The organism is Pontimicrobium sp. MEBiC06410, assembly GCF_053601615.1.
In genome coordinates this window covers 1-21,318 of sequence record NZ_JBSHNT010000164.1, presented here as the reverse complement: position 1 = coordinate 21,318, position 21,318 = coordinate 1, and the positions used below count along the sequence as shown (strand labels likewise).

Genomic DNA, 21,318 nt, shown 5'->3' with positions numbered 1-21,318 from the left:
TTTAATCTTTTCCGTGTATTGCTTCCTCAATCTCACAACCAAATAAACTTTTTTGCATAATTAAGTTTGCAACACCTTCAGGTAGCATTTTTTGCCAACCATCTTCGTTATCTGAAATCATTTTTAAAACCTTACGAGAAAATACATTTAAGGTCGATGGATCTACATCTGCAATATCTACTACTTTTCCGTTATATTTAAAGAACTTGTAAAGTTCTTTCATTCTAGGGTGTACTTTTAAGTTGTCGCTAGTTGTTAACGTGCCATCACTGTTTTCCATAGGGTAGAGGTATACTCTTAAATCTTTAAAGAATAACTTACCAAAGGCTTCAAGAATGCCTCCACTTAAATGGCGATAGTATTTTTCATCAAAAATATCTACTAAGTTATTAACGCCCATTGCTAAGCCCATTCTAGACTTTGTATATTGAGAGAAATATTCTACTAATTTATAATACTCTTGGAAATTAGAGATTAATACCGTTTGCCCTAAAGAACATAGTAAACGCGCACGATCCATAAAATCTTGCTCATCGATCTCTCCTTCAGCTCTTAAGTTAGATAAGGTAATTTCAAAAATAACTTTTGTTTTGTCTTCATCAACCTTATTCTCTTTAATAAACATATCGTACGATTTCTTGTACATGTCCATGTTTACCTTTGTTACAGGTCTAAAACTACCACGTAAGGCTAAAATGTTTTTCTTATAAAGTACTCTTGCTGGTAAAACGTTATTACCATCTGGATCAAACATAATGGCATCTGTCATACCATTTTTTACCAATTGTAAACTCATTAAACGGTTATCTACATCTGCAAAAACAGGTCCAGAGAAATTAATGGTATCTATTTCTAATTGGTCTTTATCTAAATGATCGTATAAATAACGTAATAATTTTCTAGGCTCTCTAAACTTATAGAATGCTCCATAAATTAAGTTAGTTCCTAGTTTTCCTAATGTTTCTTGTTGTAAACGCGCGTCGTTTTCTTTAAAACGAACGTGCAATACAATTTCGTTATACTCTTTATTACCAGCTTCTACTTGGTATTTTATACCAACCCAGCCATGTCCTTTAAACTTTTTAGCAAAATCTATAGTGGCTACAGTATTGGCATAACTAAAAAATATTTTATTTGGGTGTTTGTCTCTAGTAATACGTTGCTCTATCAAGTTCATTTCATGATCTAGCATTTTACGTAAGCGTGCTTCGGTAACGTAGCGCTTATCTTTTTCTATACCATAAATGGCATCACTAAAATCTTTATCGTAAGCAGACATCGTTTTGGCAATTGTACCAGATGCGCCTCCAGCTCTAAAAAACTGACGAACGGTTTCTTGTCCAGCACCAATTTCTGCAAAAGTACCATAGATATTTTCGTTTAAATTAATACGTAACGCTTTATCTTTTAACGATGGAATACTTTCAATATTTATGTCTCCTTTTAACTTAACTTTCATAGTAGTGGGCTATAGTTTTTACTATTACAAATGTACCAAATAACTAGAGCAAACAAAAAAAATAATATACTTTTGTGATAAATCATTAAGCTTTTGAAAGTAACATTTTTAGGTACAGGAACTTCACAAGGGATTCCAATAATTGGATCTGATCACCCTGTATGTTTAAGTAAAAACCCAAAAGATAAGAGACTGCGTGTCTCTGTTTTAGTAGAGTGGGAAGATTATACTTATGTAATAGATTGCGGCCCAGATTTTAGACAACAGATGCTTCAAGCAAATTGTAGTAAAATAGATGGTATTATATTTACACATGAACATGCAGACCATACAGCTGGGTTAGATGATATAAGACCATTTGTTTTTAGGCAAGGCGATATTCCTATTTATGCCCATAAGCGTGTTTTAGAGCAATTAAGATTACGTTTTGCTTATATTTTTGAAACAGAAAATAAATACCCTGGCGCTCCAAGTGTTATAGAAAATGAAATTAAAAATGAAGCATTTACTTTAAAAAATATAACTGTTACACCAATTGAAGGTTTGCATTATAAACTTGAAGTTTTTGGTTTTCGGTTTTTAAATTTTGCGTATTTAACCGATATGAAAACTATTGCAGAAGAAGAGTTATCTAAATTAGAACATTTAGATGTTTTGGTTATAAACGCTTTAAGAGAAGAAGAACATATTTCTCATTTTAATTTAAAAGAAGCATTAGCGCTTATAAATAAACTTAAACCAAAACGTGCTTATTTAACGCATATTAGTCATTTATTAGGATTTCATGATGTTGTACAACAAAATTTACCAGAAAACGTTTATTTAGCTTATGATGGATTAGAAATTGAATTGTAATTTTTAAATTCGCAAACTTTAATAGAAATACTCGCTTAGTTATGAAGAATAGAATTTTTATGTATTTGTTTATTTTTTCGCTGTTATTGTTATTATTTCAGTTTATAAACTCAAAAAATATTTTTGATGACAGTAATCAAAAAGTAGCCGATTATAAGGCCAAAATTGAAAATTATAAAGAAGATATAAAGAAGTATAAAGATTCTATTGAGAATTTAAACGGAAAAGTTTATGAATTATCTCAGTTTTCTATGAATGGTAATGAGCCTGCCATTACTTATTTTTTAAATCAAGGCTATAAAGTAGATAATGTATTATCTATAGTAGAGGACGAATTATATGAACTTAATTTTGCTACAGGAGAGCACCCTCTTGTACCTTATGCGTCTAGCGAAGGAAACAAAATGCTAATAAGTGGTATTAGAATTTTAAACCATAAATGGGTTATTGCAAGTTTTACAGATAATCAATTTAATGGAGAACTTTTTATTACATATAATTTTAATGATAAAGGAGAGCTTAAATTTAATTTAGAAGACTCTTTTTTATACCCATTAGAGTAATATAGATAACTATTATTTTTTGCATAATAAACTATTTGCTTATTGTAAAATAACTAGTTGTTGTTACCTTTTTTCCATTTGCATCATAGCCCTGTAGTAAAACTTGATAAGTCCCTGTGTTATCTGAAGCATAAGTATTAAAATTTAAAGACTCACTTGTAAAAGATACATTTGGCACCCATAACAGTTGCCTTCTATAATCTGGAATTCTATTAGTTTTATTACTAGAATAGTCTGGTTGATAATAATTTTTAAGAAGTATAGGTTTTTCTAATGTTATCTCTTTAATATAGTCGCCTTTTGCCGAAGATTTAAAATCTTTTAAATAAGTTTCTACATCTATTATACCATCAAATAGCTTTGCGCCGTATAAGTATTGTCCTCTAACAATGGTAATTTTTTTAATGTTATCGCAATTATAATATAGTAAATCGTCGTTATTGTCTATAATAATACCATCAACAAGAACTAACGGTTTTAATGAACTTATAGTGCTATTATTATCTTTTGCTTGGTAATCGTATACAATAAAACGACTTGATTCATTATTAACTCTAACAGCGGCATCTAAAATAACTTCTATAAATGTCTCTCTTACTGTTTTAAATCGCGTATAATCATCCAAAAGGTATTCTTTACCTAGTGGATAATAAAATGGTTTAGAGGCATTTATTGCTGTTAAGCTGTCTTGTTTTTTTTCGTAATAAGCATTATCTATTTGGTTTTGTATGCTGCGTTGTTCTATATTTTGTTTTAATTCGGGATCTAGTTTTAGTTTATTAAAAGTTAGAGCTTCGTAATTATTATACTTATTAGCATTTAATTCTATTTTATAATCTTCCTTGTTTGTTTCTATAATTTGTAATATCCCTTTTTCTTCTTGGTAGTCTTCTGTTAAATTAAAATAGAACACGCCATTTTTATTTGTTTTTGCAATTTTAAAAATATAATTCTCACCAGTTACAGATAAAGAAATACTTACATTTTCTACTGCTTTGGTGTTTTTTATATTAGTTATTTTTCCAGAAATAAGTTCACCTCTTAGTTCTGGAATATATATAACCTCATTACTATTTTTTAATGAGATATAATCGTTGGAGGTAGAGTTGTTAATGTAAACAGAATCTAGTTTTCTTACCGATAACGTATAATTCCCATTTTTAATAGTTTTATTTTCATTACTTAGTATATCTATTCTTATTTTTTCTCTGGTTTTATAATTTGTTTTAGAGGTAGAAATACTAATGTCTTTATTTACTATAGCTTGTGTTATTAGTTTCTTTTTTTTAGAAATGTCTATAGCAGTATCATTTTTTAACGCATTATTACTAGTTGAAAATGGATTTATAATAAAAATGTCTTTGACAAAGCTGTGTTGCGTTGTATTGTTTTTTGTCCAATTGGTGTAACCTATTAGTTTATAGTGCCCAGTTTTAACTTTTGTTGGTACAAAAATATCTCCTTGCGCCATTCCGTTTTTTAAACGTAATTTATGCTTAATAATCTTGTTTTTGTTAGCACTTACAAGCTCTACATATCCTATTTTACTAATTGTACTAAGGTTATCTCCTTCAAATACATGAAAACTATAGTAAATAGATTCTCCAGTTAGTAAAAACTCTGTATTAGTTATAATATTTACACGTTCCTTGTGTATTGGAATATGGTTTAAAGTTACTTTTTTTGTTGTAATTTCTTGCCCTGTAATAAAAAGAGGTAAAAGAAATAGTATTGATATTTTAAATAGGTTCTTCATAGTTTATATTAATCTTCCCAAAAGTCTGGTTGTATATTAGACCCAATAGTTGTACAGTCTCCACATTCTGGTCTTACAATTCTCCAAATGGGTGTGTCGTAAGGGATTTCTGTTAATGTAAAATCTTGATTATATTCTTCAAAACGTGTTAATCGTCTATAAATTTCTTCTTTTTCATTTTTATCGAAATCTAATACAGTATTGTCACTAATGTTTAACACTAAAATATTACATTCGTATGCATAATCTGGCTTTACTAATCCAAAATCAAAATAGTTAAAAAAGATTCTGCGTTCTGTTACAGAGGATACATCGAAAAACCCAATGCTTTTTTCTATAGGATCATTAACAGCACTTATATTTCCTTTAATAAAACCTGGTTGGTTTTCAGACAGTATACTTGCATTTTCGCTAAGTTGATCTAACACTTTGTAATAGGTGTAAGATTCTAAGCTTTGTGTATATTGTTTAACAAGAATACTATAACGATCTCTTATTATGCTGTCATCTGTGCCAATAAATCGTATGGGAAAACGAGATATAGTATTAGAGCTTAAGTCGTTTGTACTTGTTTGAATAATTTCGGTGTTTTGTTTAGAACTAAAGCATATTTCTTCTTCTTGTAATCGATCTCTAAATTCAACATCGAAAAAAACATTTAAATCTCCTGTTGGTGTAATAATGGAACTATAATTATTAAGTACTTCTTCTTGAGGACAAAAATATGGTGCTACAATTTTATAGGTTTCTTCATATTCGTATCTAAAATATTTAGCATCATCTATGTTATTATCACTATCTACAAACACTTGAATCCCTGGGCCTTTTTTTGTATCGTTAACCAGTTCTGCATAGAGGTTATTTATTTGTGATATGGGGCTTAATTGTGTTGGTGTAGAAACATATTGCTTTCCATTGCTTGTAGTTATTTCTAATGTGTATAAAGTATTTGGTATGGCCTGAAATGCTATATCAGATACATATAATCCTTCTGAGTTTTGTGAAAAATTATAAGTGTTATTTGCATTGTCTGTAACTTTAACTTGGGCATTTAGCTCTAGTAATTGCTCAGACTCTTCTAATCTAACTGTTTTTGATAGTTTTATGTTTTGAAACTTCAATTCATTAGTAATTGTTGCTTCTACAACTAAATTACTTTCAAAGTTCTCTGTTTCTATAACAAACGTTTCGGTACAACTCATGAGCATTATACTCATAAGAATTAAAAGTGCTATGTGTTTTTTATTTCTCATAATTAATCTTCCCAAAAGTCTGGTTCTATATTCGATCCTACAGTTGTGCAATCACTACATTCTGGGTTTACTAATTTCCAATTAGAGTCGCCAATAGGTCTTGGGTCTTGTGTTATTTGATAATTAAATTCGGTAATTAATCTGTAGATTTCTTTTCTTTGATTAAAACTCATGTCTGTTAATGTATTATCATTATAATCTAACTCTTTTTCTATGCATTCATAGATATATCTTGGTGTGGGTATATTAAAGTCTGTAGCGTCAAAAAAGATTCTTTTTTCTGAAACTGAGGACACATCAAAAAAACCAATAACTTTAGCTTTAGGGCTGTTTATAACATTAATATTACCTTGTACAAAACCGGGTTGATTTTCTGATAGGATATTTTCATTATTACCTAATTGGTTTATAATTTTATAAAACGCATAAGATTCCTGACTTTGTACATATTGTTTAACAAGAATACTATATCGGTCTCTTATTATACTTAGATCTTCTATGGTTTTATTCTCTTCAATTTCTTCTTGTTCTATAGGTTCGTCTCCTTGTTCTTCGGTTATAAAACGAACAGGGAAGCGTAAAACGGTATTTTCATTTAAACTGCTTGTAGAGGTTTGAATAATATTTTTATTTGTAGCACTTACATAGCAGGTTTGTTCTTCTTGTGTTCTGTTAACAATGGAAGTGTCATAAAACACATTAATATCTAAGCCTACAAACTCTTCATAATTAGACAAAACAGCTTTTACTGGTAAATATTGAGGAGCTACTATTTTATAGGTTTCTTCATATTCATATCTAAAAAATTGAGCGTTTGTAGATTGATTGTCGCTGTCTACAAATACTTGTACGCCAGGCCCATTATTTTCATCTACATACTCTGCATACAATTCATCTATTTGAGAAATGGGTGTTAGTTCTGTGTTTTTAGATTTATACATAATACCATCGTTAGTAATAATTTCTAGATTGTATGTTGTGTTGGGCTGTGCTTCAAATTCTATACTAGAAACATAATCTCCCGAACTATTTTGAATAAAAGAAAAGCTATTTTGTTCGCTATCTGTAACTGTTACTGTCGCATTGTTTTCTATAATTGGTTCACTATTTTCTAGTAAAAATGTTCTAGATAGTTTTATAGTTTGTCTTTTAAACTCATTTGTTATTGTCCCTTCTACAACCAAAATACTTTCAAAATTTTGGGTTTCTATAGGTAACCTCTCTACGCAGCTATTAAGAGCTATACAGATTAGTAAAACCACTATCGTGTTTTGTGTAAATTTCATGTGCTAAAATTTGAAATTATATGTAATTGTTGGTACTGGTATTGCAAATATGGATGTTTTATACGCTTCAACTTTCCCGTCGTTATTTACAAAAAATACAGAATAGGGGTTATTTCTTCCTAAAACATTATAAACAGAGATATTCCAGAAGCTATGTGCTAGTTTTTTTATTTTATGGTTACCTTCTATATTTACTCCAAGATCTAAACGGTAATAATCGGGTATTCTAAACTCATTTCTATCACTGTATAATACTTGCTCACTACCAGCAAAAATGAATTTACCAACGGGGTAAGTAATTGGTCGTCCTGTTTGATAGATAAAATTTGCTGAAAAACTAAAACGATTTGTTAGTTTATAATTGGTAACTAAGCTAATATCGTGTGGTTTATCGTAATTTGCTGGAAAGAAATTGCCATTATTTACCTGTTCTTGCGGAATATTGCTATTAAGTTTTAATAACGCTCTAGAATAACTGTAACCTAACCAGCCATTAAGTCTTCCTTTTTTCTTTTTTAATAAAAATTCTATACCATAGGCTTTGCCTTCACCTTGTAATAATTCTTGTTCTATGTTTTCATTTAATATTAATTCTGCACCAACTTTATAATCTAAAATATCTTTCATCTTTTTATAATAGCCTTCTAAACTAATTTCAATATCATTGTCTTCTAGGGTTTTATATAGCCCTAATGAGATTTGACTAGCTCTCTGAGGTTTCGTGTTTAAGTCTGAAAGTTTCCATGTATCTGTAGGCGAAATAGTAGTATTACTAGATAATAAATGTAAATACTGTATAGTGGTGTTGTAACTTGCTTTTAATGATAGGCTAGGAGAGAGGAGGTAGCGAGCAGATAATCTAAATTCTGGGCCACCGTAGGTTTTAATAGCTTCGTTATTGCTAAATTCTTTAACTTCAATAATAGACGACTCATTTCTAGGAACACCTTCTTCATAAATATTTTGATTTCTAGGGCCTAATGCTGTAAAGGCAGAAAAACGAACGCCTAGATCAAAAAGTAACTTATCATTAAATTCAAACAAATCTGAAAAGAAAAGTGCAGATTCCAGGCCTTTTTCTTTGCCTAAATTTTGTGCTTCTACAATAGAATTACCGCCTAAAGGTGTTAGGTTTCCTGGTTCTATTTGGTATAGTTTTGTACTAATTCCGTATTTAAATTTATGCTTCTTGCTATGAAAGTATTTCATATTTAATTTAAGCTGCGTTTCATTTATTTTATAATCGAAATCGAAATTACTATTAGATTCTGCTTCATACTCAATACCATATTTGTATTGACTGTTAACAGCAATTATTTCTGCTTTCTGCTTATCGTTAAATCGATGATTCCATTTTAACGATACTAGAGCATTGTTGTAGCTAAATATAGAGTCTGAAGTAATACTAAACCTATCATTACTATAATAGCCTGTGGCTTGAAACTCGTTATTTTCATTTATTTTATGATTATATTTTACAATACCATCATAAAATGAAGCTTCGCTATTTTTTAAAGATTCTTCATCTAGAGATCTTAAAATCCAACCAGAATAGGTAGCTCTTGCTGCTGTTGTTATAGATATTTTATCTTTTACAATAGGAGTTTGTAGGTTTAAACTACCTGTAATTGGCCCAATTGCTCCTTCTCCAGAGAATTTCTCGTAGTTGGGTTCTTTACTTTTTATGTCGAAAACAGAAGATAATCTACCGCCATATTCAGCAGGAATACTTGCCTTGTATATATCTAATGATCCTGTAGCAAAAGGGTTTATTGCTGAGAAAAAGCCTAAAAAATGTGAAGGACTATATATAACGGCATCATCTAATAGTATTAAATTTTGATCTGCTCTACCACCTCGTACATTAAAACCAGCAGAACCTTCTCCAGTTGTTGTTATACCTGGTAGTGTTGTAGCTATTTTTAAAATATCTCGCTCTCCAAAAACAACAGGGATGTTTTTTAACCCTTCTACATCTATTTTGTTTACACCTAAAACGGCCTCTTTAACATTACTGTTTTTTGAGGATTCAACGAGTACTTCATCTAATTGCTCTGCTGCTTCAGGTATTTGTAATTTTACACTTCCATTGCCATAAATTAATAATTCTTTTATAGTATCGTCATAACCTAATAATTTTGTTTCTAAAACAACAGGCCCAGAAGGGACTTTTAATGAGAACCTCCCATTTTTATTTGTTGTAGTTCTAATATCTGTATTCTCTATAGCAATAATTAAACCTTCAATTGGAGTGCCATTATTTTCATTAATAGCTCTTCCCTTTAAAGTGTATTCTTGTTTTTGATTGTTCTGGTTTTGTTTACCTACTGTTTGTAAGTTTTTATTATCGTACTCATTATAAAACAATGCTTCGTTGCTATTGTTTTTTGTATTCGTGTTTTCTTGAAAAAAATCTTCAGGAAGTTTACTGTAAATAGTGCTGTTTTTGGTTAATACAACATTGTTTTCGTATATAAAGAAATTAACAGAAGAGTCTTGTAATAAGTCGTTTAGAATAAATTGAAGCGATTTATTTTTATATGATTTAGTTATTGTTATACCTTCAAACCAGTTTTCTATAAAATAGAATGGGCGATTAGATTTTTGTTCTAACTGTATTATAGCATCTTTTAATGTTGTGTTATTAAAACTAATATCAAGGTTTTCACTTTGAGCAAAAGATAAATGTATGCTTAATAAGAATACTAAATATAGGATTATTCTTTGTCTCATAGCATTAATTCGTTTTTTGTGAAGTGTTGGTAATTGTTTCGTCTAACCTTTTAAAGAGTCCTGTCATAAATTGATACTCATTATTTTTTGCTAATAACCTGTTAGATTTGTAATAAGTGTTTATGGCTGTTTCGTAATCTGGAAATTGTTTACGTAAAGATTTGTAAGATTTAATTTTATGAACTTCTCCTTTTGAATACAGAAAATAGGTGTTTGTTTCATAAAATAAATGAACAACTTTATTTCCTTTAATACGTTCTCGTACTTCTTTTTTACGTTTTACAAAAAAGGTATAATTTTTACTAGACGTTATTAATTCTGCAAACCCATTAAGTTCCTTGCTATTTATAATTAAATCTACATTAATAAACTTATGATTATTAATTGTAAAACTTTTTACTTTTTGCTTAATTAATTCGAGGTTAACAAAGCTTTTTTTATCATCTAACTTACTTACTAAAACATCTTTTAAAGCATCGTATTTTAAATCTATATTATAAAAAAACTCATTATCGTATACTACATCTCCTTTAACATATTCTGGAGCATAGAAAAAGTTATGATTTGTTTCTGATATTTTATATGTTTTATAGTAACGATTACCATTGTATAGCTTTGTGTTTTCTATACCTGTTAAATTATCAAAAAAAATTAGACTTTCTCTTTTACTAGTTGTTTGTTGAGCGCTAATAAAAAAAGAGCATGGTAAAAGTAATAGAATTAATACTCGAAGTTTTAATCTCATATTATGTATTGGTAATTAAGAGGTTGTGTTAACGTATTAATACACTACTAATACGTTATTATTTTAAGTTAGTTAATGTTTTTAAAACAGTTTACATTTTAGCTAAATGCTAATCAAAGAAACCGTGAAAAAGAAAGGAAAACAAGATATAGTATCTCGTTTTTATAAAATAACAGTACTAAAAACAGATTTAACTGTCTGTTTTTTAGCTGTATTTGTGTTTGTTAAGCTTTTTTGAATATAGGGAATGTATTAAAGGTATATTAATCATAAAAGTTAGGGATTATGTGTTCTATAAATAATACATTTAGATGTCTATAAACCCTACTTATCTTTATACTTTTAACAAAAAACAGATTAAAACAAAGTAAAAAATCTAACTTAATGAGATTTAGTTTTACGTAAAGAAAAAACAGACTAAATAGTGTTTATTAGCCAATTTTTAAACTCATAAAAGTTTTGTGGAGCAACACCATGTCCCACAGGAAACTCATTATAAACATGTTTAATATCTAGTTTTGAAAGAAATTTTGGTGCTTGTCTAGCCCAATCTACAGGAATTACTTGGTCTACGCTACCGTGAGAACAATAAAAATTTAAATGTTTGTAGTTGCTTAGTGGCTTGGCCTCAAACAAGTCTTCGTTAATATAACCACTTAGTGCTATAATATTTTTTAGTTTTTCTGGATAGGTTAAAGCTACAGCGTAGCTTAAAATAGTCCCTTGACTAAATCCTAAAATGGAAACATTATTAGCATCTACAGGGTATTCTGCTATGGCTTCATCTATAAATTCAGCAATTAAGTCTCTAGATTGTATTGCTTGTTCTGTGTCACTCCATTTTCCCTTATCTGCATCAAAATTAATGGTATACCATGCATTTCCATAGGGTTGCATAGGGTAGGGCGCTCTTACCGAAATAATAAATAACTCTTTAGGTAATTCTGTAGCAAAAGAAAACAAATCGTTTTCATCGCTTCCATAACCATGACATAATATTAATAATGGTGCATTTGCTTCTAATGAAGATTCGCGTACTATATGATAAAGTGAATTTGCTGACATTAGTTACCGAGGTTTGAAAATATTTTTTGATAAAATTTACCTAAAAGAGGAACTTCTTGCATTTTTCCTGATGTAGCTCCAATTAATCCAAAAATAAATAGGATACCAAAACCTAACCAAAAAGCAAAAGTGATCATTAAATTACTAAAATAACCAATAAAATAACCACATAGCATAAAGGTTAAACATAGCCCTAAACCTTGGCGTACATGAAAAGCTGTAAACGGATTTTTTTTATCGTTATTCATTATTAAAGCTATAACTGCACCAATAATGGTTAAATAGGCTACAGCAGCCATTGTTTTGCCTTCTTCTATTGTTTTAAAATCCATAATAACTATAATACAATTTTATTGTTGGCAATAATGCCATAAACAGTTCCTTTTAATGTTTGGTCTAAAAATAGACTGTTTTTAGATTTAGAATATATGTGTTCTAAAGTGAATAGGTATTCTTTATCTGGGTTAAATAAAGTTATATTGGCAGTTGCACCTTCTGCTATAGGTGTTTCATTGCTACCAAAATATGTTTTCCCAGATGTTAGTAAATCAATAACTTTTTCTGTTGAAAAAATAGTTTGCAAAGCCCCAAAAGCACTTTCTAAACCAATAGTGCCATATTCGGCGTAATCGAATTCTACTTTTTTACCTTCTATTGTTATTGGGTTATGGTCACTAGTAACCATATCTATTGTGCCATCTTTTACGCCTTCAATTAAAGCGTCTACATCAGTTTTTGTTCGTAATGGAGGTAAAACCTTATAATGTGTATTAAAATCACTTAATACATCGTCTGTAAGTACTAAATTATGAATAGCGACACTACAGGTAATGTTTAAATTTTTCTTTTTTGCTTGTCTTATTAAATCTACAGATTCTGCAGTAGAAATAGTTGGAATGTGTAAAGCGCCTCCTGTATATTCTAAAATATATAAATCACGAGCTACTTGTAATGCCTCAGCTAGGTTAGGGTTTCCTTTTAAACCTAAAGTAGTACTAGTAACATTTTCGTTCATAACTCCAGAACCAGAAATTTTATTTTCTTGCGGATACGAATAGACTAATCCACCAAAACCATTAGTGTATTGTAATGCTATTTTTAATAAGTTTGGATTACTTACAGGCTTTTTGTAATCGTAAAAAGCAACAGCCCCAGCACTTTTCATATCATATAATTCTGCAAGGTGTTCGCTATTACTGTTTTCTGTAAGCGCTCCAATAGGTAATAATTCTACAGCATTATTTTGCGCTTTCGATTTTATAAAAATCACATCAGAATTACTAGCTACTACCGGATTGGTGTTTGCTTGCATTGCAACGGTAGTAAACCCAGATTTAGCTGCCGTTTTAAGACCATTTGCTATGGTTTCTCTATCTTCAAAACCAGGTTCGCCAAAACAGACACTGCTATCAAACCAACCTTGAGAAATATGAAGATTATCTAAAGCTATTTCTTTGTAATTATTGGTATTAGGTATGGTTTTGTTAATTTTTATAATACTACCATTTTCAATTAATATATCTTGAGTGGTGTTGTTAAATTCACTTTTAGAATCAATTATTGTGGCAGATTTTATAAGTACGGTCATTTAAAATATTTTAAGATGAGCATTTCTATAATTAAAAATAGTAGTGCAAAAATAATAAACCATTTCCATAGCGCATTAATTTTAGACTCACTTTTTATAGTGTTAAATAATTCTGGAATAGAACTAGAGATAGTAGCATTTTGCAGCTTTGAAAGGTCATGATATAACAAGTGACTTTCTGTTCTATTATAGTTATAACTTACGTTTTGTATTGTGTTTGTTTTGCTTTTTATATTATAAATAGCCGCTTTATCTGGTGTTTCGCTAGTTGTAATTGCAACTTTATTGTTAAAATAGTGTTGTTGTGGTATTATATTGTTGTTAGCATTACTTAAAGTCAATATTTCGTCTTGTTTTAATACCGTTGCAACATCATAAGTATTAGTTTCTCCAATGGTATAGTATAAATTGGTATTTTTTAAACTACTCTTTCCTATATTATAAAAAGTAGGTACGATTAAATTAATAGCCTTAAAATTTGAATTATCACTATTTAAAGATGCTGAAAAAAGATAGGCATTACCATTTTGAGATAAAAAAGGTTTGTTATCCTCAAATTGTAAAAGGGCAGAAGCTTTAGATAGATCTTGAGGGTAAAACGTATTTACTTTTGGGTACTGAAAGTTTGTAACCTTTTTTTCAAAAACACTAACATATATAGGGTGCGAATAATTAATATTTGTTAATCGTTTGCTTGAAGTATTTAGGGATTTAAATGGTATAAAGTTATAATTTAATAAAGTGTTGTTATATTCTTTTAAATCAATATTTTGAGATGGGATTATAATAATAAAACCTCCATTATCAGTAAAAGCTTTAAGCGCAGTATTTAGAGCATTAGGAATACGATTTAATTCATTTAGAATAATTAAATTTTGATCTGTTATGCTATTGTAATTTAAGGCGCTATATTTAACAGATTCGTAATTAAACTCATCATCTGTATAGATCCGTTTTAAGAAAGAATCTTCTGCTTCGTTAATAGATAAAACATTAATTTTTGGTGTTTTATTAATGTTAAAATAGAAGTCATTATCAAATAAAAGGTTAATGTCTTCAACTTTTAAAACTCCGTTTATTATAGTATTTGTTGGTATTGTAAATGTTGTTGTTGCTGTTTCATTTATACTTACAGCAGTTTTAGCTAATAAATTATCATTGTTATATAAGGAAACAGGTAGATTATCTATAGCATCACCATTATTTCTAAGCTTTACAGAAAGTTCTAAGTTATTTGGTGTACGTTTAGAAATATACAAGCTATCTATAGCTACATTATTTGCACTTACTGGCTTTAACTGTACTAAATGGGTTTGTATTGTGGAATCTGTGGAAACATTTAATAAAGACGCTTTTATTTGAAAGTCGCTAATAAATACTAAGTTTTTTATTGTACTTGCATCTTTACTAAAATAAGCTTTGCTCTTTAAAAAGGCAGCTTCATAATTTAGCTGACTTGTTGCATAGTCCATTTGAAGCAAATCGTTAGTAATTGCTTTAATAGTTGTGTTTCTGTAAACATTATCGTTAGTAACTAACGAGAATTGCTCATTATCGGGAACACTACCTATAATATCTTGTACAGCACGTTTTAATAATGGGCCTTTTGCTCCTTTGGCTTGCATGCTAAAAGAGTTATCCAAATAAATAACAGTTTCGGTTTTTGTATTAAAGTTTTTATTTTTTGAGGTAAAAGGTTGAGCAAAGGCTAATATTATAGCAGTAATTAATCCTAATCTAGTTAATAATGTAAGCCATTTTTTAATTTGAGAACTTTTACGAGTTTGTAGTGTTATTTCCTTTAAAAAAGCAACATTAGTAAAAGCTTCTTTTTGAAATTTACGCAACTGAAATAAGTGAACAATAATAGGGATAAGCAGTAAAAATAAAGCGTAAAGAAGTTCTGGGTGTTTAAACTGCATTGTTAATTTTGATTGCTCAAATATAAAGAATAATTAGTAATCCTTTAACAGAAAAAGATTAACAAAATCATAAAATTTTACATTAAAAAATAATCTAGCCAATTATAGGTTAGCAAAAGAAAAAATAATCTTGCATAGGGGAGCAGTTTTGTGTTTTTAAATAGTGCTTTATCTTTTTTTGCTCATCGGGGTTAGCTACACTAATAATACTCTGTGGTTGTTTTAACTGTTCTAAATAGTTAAAAGGTTTTAATTCTTGCTCGTAAATATGCTTTCCTATTTTTTTAGGGTTATCACAAATCCAAATAAACGGAATGGTTTTAGCAATTAGTTTTTTTGCTATAGTTTTCCCTTTACGGCCAGCTCCCCATACCACTAACGGTCTAGAATTGTTGTAATCTAGTTTTAAAAAATAATGTAGCTTAATAGCTATAAAACTATTTTCGGCATAATTAGCATCTGTTCTAGATGCCCTTGTGCCGTAGTCTCTCCAGTAATGTAGTATTACATCACAGGGAACAATTTTATAATTTTGTTGATAAAACCGAAAAGTTAAATCATAATCTTCAGGATACCTTGTTGGGTTAAAGGCATCAATAGCCAATAAGTCGTCTCTATGTAGCATCCAACATGGAGATGGAATAACACATTCTTTATAAATTTCACTGTAATTAGTTCCATGTGTTGTTAAGCGATTTAGCCATGTTTCATACTTTTTATAACCTTCGCTAATGCCTTTTTCAGAAAAATAGCGTACTAATCCTGTTGAGACATGCTGCTTACCATTAGTTTTTAATTTACAAAGTAAAACCTCTAGTTTATTAGAAGCCATGATATCATCACTATCCATTCTAGTAATGTAATCTCCTTTAGCATGTTTAAAAGCTAGCTTTAAGGCATTTATAATGCCCTTACCTTCATTATTTAACAGTGTTATTCTAGAATCTTTTTCTGCATAGCTCTTTACTATACTATTACTAGCATCTGTAGAGTGATCGTCTACAATAAGCAATTCCCAATTAGTATAGGACTGTAATGTTATAGAATCTATACAAGCTTCTAGGTAGACTTCTGTGTTTTTAAAAGGAATAAGAATACTAATTAACGACTGTTGCATTTTACGAAGATAATGAACACTTTTAAACTTTTTATGCTTTTGTATGCCCTGTAAACTATAGGGCTTAACATTAATTAACAAAACTTTGATACATATAAGTGTAACAGATTGTATTTTTGAGCGTCATAACAAGACTTAATACTATCAAAAAACAATAAATAATGAAAAAACAAGCATTTGCTTCAGTACTTGCAGGAATACTTTTAGTAGGGTGTAACTCTACTAAATCTGCGACAAAAGCAGTTAATGATTTAGCAATTAGTAATCCAATTGAAACGACAATAGATTTAACAAACGTTTTAGACGATAAAGCGCCTGTAACTATAAATCCAGGACGTATTACTTCAGAAACTGTTACTTATAGATTACCAAGAGTAGTACAAGGAACATACTCTGTTAGTGATTTTGGGAAATATATAGACGGATTTAAAGCTATAGGTTATAAAGGGGAAGAGTTACCTGTAGAAAAAATAGACACTAACTCTTGGACAATTAGCAATGCTGCTAATCTAGATAAAATAGAGTATTTAGTAAATGATACTTTCGATACAGAAATTAATGGTGGTATTGGTGGCGATGCACCTTTTTCTCCAGCAGGAACTAATATAGAGTCTACAAACTATGTATTAAACCTTCATGGATTTATTGGTTACTTCGATTCTTTAAAGAATAACCAATATAAGTTAGATGTTAATGCACCAGCAACAATGGTAAGAACATCTGCATTACAAGAAACAGGGGTGAAATCTAGTCCAGACGGTAAATCATTAACATCTAGTTATTTTGCACCTAGATATTTTGACATTACAGATAATCCAATGTTTTACGGTGCTTTAGATGTTGAAGAATTTCAAGTTGGAGATATAAAAATTGTATTAAGTGTGTATTCGCCTAATAAAGTACATTCAGCAGAAAAAATTAAAGCTGTAATGGAAAAAATGATGAAAGCTCAAAAAACATACTTAGGAGACATAAATAGTACAGCACGTTACGATATATACTTATATTTAGCAGGACAAAACGAAGGGGCGCCAAAAGGATTTGGAGCCTTAGAACACCACACCTCTACAGTAGTAGTGTTACCAGAAGCAATGCCAGATGCGGCTTTAGCAGAAAGTATGATTGATGTTGTATCTCATGAGTTTTTTCATATTGTAACACCATTAAGTGTGCATTCTGAAGATGTACATTATTTTGATTATAATAACCCAACATTTTCTAAGCATTTATGGATGTATGAAGGTGTAACAGAGTATTTTGCAACATTATTTCAAGTAGATCAAGGGTTAGTTACAGAAGATGAGTTTTACTCTAAAATAATGGGTAAAATTAAATCTGCTGCGGGAATGAATGATTCTATGAGTTTCACAGAAATGAGTGAAAATGTTTTAGACGAGCCTTATGCAGGACAATATATTAATGTATACCAAAAAGGAGCATTAATTGGTATGTGTATAGATATATTAATGCGTGAAGCTAGTAATGGTAATAGAGGTATTTTATCTTTAATGAAAGAATTGTCTCTTAAATACGGAAAAAATAAGCCATTTGTAGACGATAATATTATAGCAGAAATAACAGCTATGACTTACCCATCTGTAGGTGAGTTTTTAAATACACATGTAGTTGGAAGGACACCTATAGACTATAAAAAGTTTTTTGAAAAAGTAGGATTAACAATAACAGAAGCAAAAGTAAAAACAAATTACATCCAAAATGATGGCGCATTTATTTTTACACCTAATCAAAAAGAAGGAACAATTGCATTTTCTGAAGCTGTAAAAAACAATAGTTTTTGGGCAGAGAATGGGGTTAAACCAGGAGATGTTATTAAAACTATAGATGGAGAAGAATTAACATTAGCTAATGCTAATCAAGTATTATCTAAAGCATTTATGTGGCAACCAGGAACAGATATCGATGTTAAGTTAGATAGAAATGGAGAAGAGGTTGTTGTTAAAACAACTTTAACACAGTCTTACACTACAGGTACAAGTTTAGCAGAAAGCCCTGATGCTACAGAGGCTCAAAAAGCATTACGTAATGCTTGGTTAAAAGGATAATTGAATACTTAAAAATAGTATAGAGAAATTAAATTTTTCTATTGTAATTTTAAAAGCCCAAAACAAATTTGTTTTGGGCTTTTTTCTTCACTGTTTTTTAATTGATTTTTAAGGAGAGTGCTCTTAACGAATACTATTCAAAGTCATTTTCGAAGATGTCATCTCCTGTCGGGCCTTGATCTCCTGGAATTGTTGTTATAATAATAGATATTATTATTGAACAAGCTATAGTGGTAGGAGATGTACCTCCGTTAACACTTAGCATTTGAGAGTTGTTTAATTCTACAACATCATGTTTTGTGAAATTTAATTTTTGCTTACTTGTTTTCATAATTTACGTTTTTTAATTAATACTTAAGCTCTTTTTAAGAGATATGAGCGCTTCACTTTTAATATTTTCAATGTATTTCTATTCAAAGTCGTCTTCAAAAATACCATCGTCGTCCCTTGTGGTTCTTATGATAGAAGCTATAATTGATTGGATTACTCTTGAGCAAACCAGACTTGAAAGAGAAGTACCTCCATTTACAGTTATTAAGTGAGTGTCATTTAGTTCTACAATATCATGTTTAGTAAAATCTAATTTTTGCTTTTGTGTTTTCATAATTTACGTTTCTAATTAATAATTAAGCTCGTTTTAAGTGATATGAGCACTTCACTGTAAGTACTTTAAACTGTTGTTATTTTGGTAGTATTTAATTAAATCGATAAAGTCGATGACCGTAACCAAATGCTAATAGGTAATGCACTAATATTTAAACTATTGTTAACAATGTTATTTGGTTGGTTTTGAGTTTAAAGTAATTTTAAAATGAAGTAAATTACAAGCAAGCGTACACGAATTTTATAAAACTCGTGTACGTTAATTGTTTTGTTTTAAATGATTTATTATTAGCAACTTATCCTCTTGCAACATGAATATCTTTAATAATTGTAATTTTAAGATAATGTGTACCATCATCAAAAAGTCAGTTACCAGCAAATTTATTTAATGTGTTGTTTACACCTTTAAAATATATTGCTATTTCTTCTGGAGTATTATATCTATGTTATTTTGTTGTTTGAGAGAAACTATAGTTTCTTGTGCTTTACAAGAAAAACTTGTTATAATAAAAGTCTCTTGATTATTATCGCAATTGCCACAAGTGTCTATCGTTTCTTATAACACGTCTTTCTTACAAAACATTATAAGTAAATCACTATATTTCATAACCTTGTTATCGTTTCTGTTATTAAACAAAACAACATCTTTTACAGTGTGTAAGCGTCCTTATAAAGGACCTAAAATTTAACTTATTACTCTTAAAAAACACAAAAGCCTCTTAAAAGAGGCTTATAGAAAATTATTTTATGTGAAATTACAGGCTTGTGCAACGGTTACCGTTGTTAGCCGTAGTACTTTTACGATTTCTTTTTATTCTCAAAATAACCAATAATTGCTAAACAAATCTTAGATATCGGGAATGCATTTATTAATTGCACGATTCGTTTTATAACAATACGTGATTTATTGGTCGGCATAATCCAAAGAAAAATGAATATTGTAAAAAAAAATAAAAGTATGATAGCTAAATTCAGACTGTATGTTTGTTCTCCCATAATATTAAATTGAGTACAACAAATAAAAGCCATAATGACTAAATCAAACGTTCCAATGCGTTCCGGAACGGATTAATTAACTAGTTTTACGTTAGGCAAATTGAATTGCTCTTTTTCAAATGTATTTTGGTTTTCTTCAAACTTGTCATCAAGTGGATTTAAATACTTTCTTAAAGTTCCTTCAGCTACATCTACTTCAAAAAGTTCTTTTATGATTCTAGCAAAAGCAGTATAATTTACCTCACCACTTTTTAACTTTGGTGTTTCAATATACCCTTCTTGAGCTAGCATACTAAAAATATAACCAATATGAGTTTTTTTTCCTAACCATTTTATTTTGGTTTTTTCCTGATTGGATAGGCAAATCTCATTAATATTATTCTGAATTCTAACTAAATCGATGATAAAACGATTTCCAACGTGAAAAAGAGCGAATGGAAGCCAACTTAAAGCTTTTAGTCTTGAATTATGGAATTCTAAGTAATAGTAACTCCAAATATGATTTTCTTTGGATGTATTAGTGCTTTTATCAAGAGATTCAAATATTTGTATCATTGAACCGTCTTTCGGATAATCCTCAGCATTAATCTCTCTTTTTGTTGGTATTCCAATATTATTTGTATCTAGATTGTCAATTAGTGTTGAGTAATATCTAGACTGTTTATTGTTAACATAAAAATCAGACTTTATTGTTCTAAGGCTTATTTTAACTGCTTCGATATTAAATTTTATAAATGAGTCAAAAGTGTCGGAATTTGTAGTTGCTAATTTTAAGAATATTTGAGATAAGGCATTTTCATATTGCTTTTTAATATCATTTAGAATTTCTCGTTGTCGAATTTTTATGAATTCTATATTATTCTCATAGTAATTTTTGTTTTGATATTTAATAAGTACAAAATGCTTTTCATATTCTACTGAACTTGAGTAAGGGTCAATTAGAAATTCTATATAATAATTTTGTTTTAAAGCCTTGATGAAATTTTTAACACTCTTCATTTAATATTTTTCTCGTATAAAGATAGTTATTTCTTTTGTTCATCTCGTTCTGGGTATTACGGCTAACGGTTTTGTGTATGGCTTGTTGCGGGAAATCAGCTATGATTTTCCGCTGTAACTCAAAGATAGCAAATTGCAATGAATTCCGATAAGGAATTCAGCCGCAATGAGCTATACACGTTGTGCATGTTGCACAACTCTGTTTATAAAGATACTATAGTTTTCTCAAACTAGTTTTAAAAATCATTAACTTTAGTTATGCAAGGTAAAAAAGAGTATCAAGAAAAACTATTCACTAGTTTTCTGTTAAGTGAG

At 29.5% G+C, this 21,318-nt stretch carries 17 protein-coding genes; 3 read left to right on the top strand and 14 right to left on the bottom strand.

Annotation, left to right across the window (positions count from 1 at the left end; translation table 11 throughout):
- Position 1: 1 nt before the first annotated feature.
- Complete coding sequence (locus ACVC08_RS17985; protein WP_452598964.1) at positions 2-1,459, bottom strand: TonB-dependent receptor; 1,458 nt, start codon at positions 1,457-1,459, stop codon at positions 2-4.
- 93 nt (positions 1,460-1,552) lie between these two features.
- Here ACVC08_RS17985 and ACVC08_RS17980 point away from each other — a divergent pair, with 93 nt between their 5' ends.
- Positions 1,553-2,314, top strand: coding sequence for an MBL fold metallo-hydrolase (locus ACVC08_RS17980; protein WP_452598963.1), 762 nt, complete (start codon positions 1,553-1,555; stop codon positions 2,312-2,314).
- Positions 2,315-2,355: 41 nt separating this feature from the next.
- Positions 2,356-2,877 carry a hydrolase gene (locus tag ACVC08_RS17975; RefSeq protein ID WP_452598962.1) on the top strand — a complete coding sequence of 174 codons (522 nt, stop codon included), beginning with the start codon at positions 2,356-2,358 and terminating at the stop codon, positions 2,875-2,877.
- 31 nt (positions 2,878-2,908) lie between these two features.
- Here the strand turns inward: ACVC08_RS17975 and ACVC08_RS17970 are convergent, their stop codons facing one another.
- The 10 genes from ACVC08_RS17970 to ACVC08_RS17925 all read right to left on the bottom strand — a co-directional run bounded on the left by ACVC08_RS17970 (position 2,909) and on the right by ACVC08_RS17925 (position 16,342).
- Complete coding sequence (locus ACVC08_RS17970; RefSeq protein ID WP_452603093.1) at positions 2,909-4,633, bottom strand: hypothetical protein; 1,725 nt, start codon at positions 4,631-4,633, stop codon at positions 2,909-2,911.
- Between the two features lie 8 nt (positions 4,634-4,641).
- Positions 4,642-5,886 carry a DUF4249 domain-containing protein gene (locus ACVC08_RS17965; RefSeq protein WP_452603092.1) on the bottom strand — a complete coding sequence of 415 codons (1,245 nt, stop codon included), beginning with the start codon at positions 5,884-5,886 and terminating at the stop codon, positions 4,642-4,644.
- Positions 5,887-5,888: 2 nt separating this feature from the next.
- Positions 5,889-7,172 carry a DUF4249 domain-containing protein gene (locus tag ACVC08_RS17960; RefSeq protein ID WP_452603091.1) on the bottom strand — a complete coding sequence of 428 codons (1,284 nt, stop codon included), beginning with the start codon at positions 7,170-7,172 and terminating at the stop codon, positions 5,889-5,891.
- 3 nt (positions 7,173-7,175) lie between these two features.
- Positions 7,176-9,905, bottom strand: a complete 2,730-nt coding sequence (locus ACVC08_RS17955) for a TonB-dependent receptor (RefSeq protein WP_452603090.1) — start codon at positions 9,903-9,905, stop codon at positions 7,176-7,178.
- Between the two features lie 4 nt (positions 9,906-9,909).
- On the bottom strand, positions 9,910-10,650 hold the full coding sequence (locus ACVC08_RS17950) for a hypothetical protein (protein ID WP_452603089.1): 741 nt from the start codon (positions 10,648-10,650) through the stop codon (positions 9,910-9,912).
- 417 nt (positions 10,651-11,067) lie between these two features.
- Positions 11,068-11,715, bottom strand: coding sequence for an alpha/beta hydrolase (locus ACVC08_RS17945; protein WP_452603088.1), 648 nt, complete (start codon positions 11,713-11,715; stop codon positions 11,068-11,070).
- A complete protein-coding gene (locus tag ACVC08_RS17940) occupies positions 11,715-12,047 on the bottom strand; it encodes a hypothetical protein (protein ID WP_452603087.1) in 333 nt (110 codons plus the stop codon). Before ACVC08_RS17940 ends, ACVC08_RS17945 begins: the two co-directional genes overlap by 1 nt.
- Before the next feature lie 5 nt (positions 12,048-12,052).
- Positions 12,053-13,303, bottom strand: coding sequence for a dihydroorotase (locus tag ACVC08_RS17935; RefSeq protein WP_452603086.1), 1,251 nt, complete (start codon positions 13,301-13,303; stop codon positions 12,053-12,055).
- A complete protein-coding gene (locus tag ACVC08_RS17930; protein ID WP_452603085.1) occupies positions 13,300-15,225 on the bottom strand; it encodes a vWA domain-containing protein in 1,926 nt (641 codons plus the stop codon). Before ACVC08_RS17930 ends, ACVC08_RS17935 begins: the two co-directional genes overlap by 4 nt.
- A gap of 109 nt (positions 15,226-15,334) precedes the next feature.
- Entirely contained in the window at positions 15,335-16,342 is a 1,008-nt protein-coding gene (locus ACVC08_RS17925; protein ID WP_452603084.1) for a glycosyltransferase family 2 protein, read from the bottom strand.
- A gap of 161 nt (positions 16,343-16,503) precedes the next feature.
- Between ACVC08_RS17925 and ACVC08_RS17920 the strand changes: the two genes are divergently transcribed.
- Entirely contained in the window at positions 16,504-18,405 is a 1,902-nt protein-coding gene (locus tag ACVC08_RS17920; protein WP_452603083.1) for a M61 family metallopeptidase, read from the top strand.
- 133 nt (positions 18,406-18,538) lie between these two features.
- Here the strand turns inward: ACVC08_RS17920 and ACVC08_RS17915 are convergent, their stop codons facing one another.
- The 3 genes from ACVC08_RS17915 to ACVC08_RS17905 form a co-directional block, all read right to left on the bottom strand.
- A complete protein-coding gene (locus tag ACVC08_RS17915; protein ID WP_452603082.1) occupies positions 18,539-18,736 on the bottom strand; it encodes a hypothetical protein in 198 nt (65 codons plus the stop codon).
- 78 nt (positions 18,737-18,814) lie between these two features.
- Complete coding sequence (locus tag ACVC08_RS17910; RefSeq protein ID WP_452603081.1) at positions 18,815-19,009, bottom strand: hypothetical protein; 195 nt, start codon at positions 19,007-19,009, stop codon at positions 18,815-18,817.
- A gap of 1,067 nt (positions 19,010-20,076) precedes the next feature.
- Positions 20,077-21,003 carry a hypothetical protein gene (locus ACVC08_RS17905; RefSeq protein WP_452603080.1) on the bottom strand — a complete coding sequence of 309 codons (927 nt, stop codon included), beginning with the start codon at positions 21,001-21,003 and terminating at the stop codon, positions 20,077-20,079.
- Positions 21,004-21,318 lie beyond the last annotated feature (315 nt).

Excerpts from the sequence above, each read along its gene's own strand:
- ACVC08_RS17985 (WP_452598964.1), bottom strand. The coding sequence starts at position 1,459 with ATGAAAGTTAAGTTAAAAGGAGACATAAATATTGAAAGTATTCCATCG.
- ACVC08_RS17975 (WP_452598962.1), top strand. The coding sequence starts at position 2,356 with ATGAAGAATAGAATTTTTATGTATTTGTTTATTTTTTCGCTGTTATTG.
- ACVC08_RS17970 (WP_452603093.1), bottom strand. The coding sequence starts at position 4,633 with ATGAAGAACCTATTTAAAATATCAATACTATTTCTTTTACCTCTTTTT.
- ACVC08_RS17965 (WP_452603092.1), bottom strand. The coding sequence starts at position 5,886 with ATGAGAAATAAAAAACACATAGCACTTTTAATTCTTATGAGTATAATG.
- ACVC08_RS17960 (WP_452603091.1), bottom strand. The coding sequence starts at position 7,172 with ATGAAATTTACACAAAACACGATAGTGGTTTTACTAATCTGTATAGCT.
- ACVC08_RS17955 (WP_452603090.1), bottom strand. The coding sequence starts at position 9,905 with ATGAGACAAAGAATAATCCTATATTTAGTATTCTTATTAAGCATACAT.
- ACVC08_RS17950 (WP_452603089.1), bottom strand. The coding sequence starts at position 10,650 with ATGAGATTAAAACTTCGAGTATTAATTCTATTACTTTTACCATGCTCT.
- ACVC08_RS17945 (WP_452603088.1), bottom strand. The coding sequence starts at position 11,715 with ATGTCAGCAAATTCACTTTATCATATAGTACGCGAATCTTCATTAGAA.
- ACVC08_RS17940 (WP_452603087.1), bottom strand. The coding sequence starts at position 12,047 with ATGGATTTTAAAACAATAGAAGAAGGCAAAACAATGGCTGCTGTAGCC.
- ACVC08_RS17935 (WP_452603086.1), bottom strand. The coding sequence starts at position 13,303 with ATGACCGTACTTATAAAATCTGCCACAATAATTGATTCTAAAAGTGAA.
- ACVC08_RS17930 (WP_452603085.1), bottom strand. The coding sequence starts at position 15,225 with ATGCAGTTTAAACACCCAGAACTTCTTTACGCTTTATTTTTACTGCTT.
- ACVC08_RS17925 (WP_452603084.1), bottom strand. The coding sequence starts at position 16,342 with ATGCAACAGTCGTTAATTAGTATTCTTATTCCTTTTAAAAACACAGAA.
- ACVC08_RS17920 (WP_452603083.1), top strand. The coding sequence starts at position 16,504 with ATGAAAAAACAAGCATTTGCTTCAGTACTTGCAGGAATACTTTTAGTA.
- ACVC08_RS17915 (WP_452603082.1), bottom strand. The coding sequence starts at position 18,736 with ATGAAAACAAGTAAGCAAAAATTAAATTTCACAAAACATGATGTTGTA.
- ACVC08_RS17910 (WP_452603081.1), bottom strand. The coding sequence starts at position 19,009 with ATGAAAACACAAAAGCAAAAATTAGATTTTACTAAACATGATATTGTA.
- ACVC08_RS17905 (WP_452603080.1), bottom strand. The coding sequence starts at position 21,003 with ATGAAGAGTGTTAAAAATTTCATCAAGGCTTTAAAACAAAATTATTAT.